The sequence below is a fragment of the Pedococcus sp. P1_H8 genome (assembly GCF_056405175.1).
On sequence record NZ_JBFUCP010000128.1, the window covers coordinates 1 to 525 of the forward strand.

Consider the following 525-nt stretch of genomic DNA (forward strand, 5'->3'; position numbering starts at 1 on the left):
GCGTCGGTCGGCTCGGCGATCCACCGTCGGAGCTCGGCGCGGCCGGCGTCGCTGACGCGGTAGACGCGCTTGTCGGGGCGGCCGTCCTGGCCGACGACCTCGCCGTCGACCCAGCCGGCGGCGGCCATCCGCTTCAGTACCCGGTAGATCTGCTGGTGGGTGGCGCTCCAGAAGTAGCCGATCGACTTGTCGAACCGGCGGGCCAGCTCGTAGCCGGAGCCGGACTGCTCGGAGAGCGAGACCAGGAGCGCGTGTTCGAGTGCCACGGGTAGGAGTATCTATGCAACGAGGTGACTATGCAACGCGGTGCATCCGCTCGGGCGTCGGCCGCGTGCCGACGACCCGGGTTCAGGAGGCGCCGGCGGACGCCGTGCCGGGAGCGGGCGCGGCGGTCAGCAGCGGCAGGAAGGCCTGCGCGATCACCCGGTGTCCGGTCGGGTTCGCGTGGATGTCCTGGTCGGTGCACATCCAGGTCCACGTGCAGATCGACGCGACATTGCGGGGGAGCGACCCGAACCCGGGGAC

At 71.2% G+C, this 525-nt stretch carries 1 protein-coding gene; it reads right to left on the reverse strand.

All coding sequences use genetic code 11. The features are described 5' to 3' along the window. Positions 1-266 (reverse strand): PadR family transcriptional regulator (locus tag AC1DYG_RS19200; RefSeq protein ID WP_477641455.1); only part of this gene is annotated, 266 nt, incomplete at its 3' end. Positions 267-525: the final 259 nt, after the last annotated feature.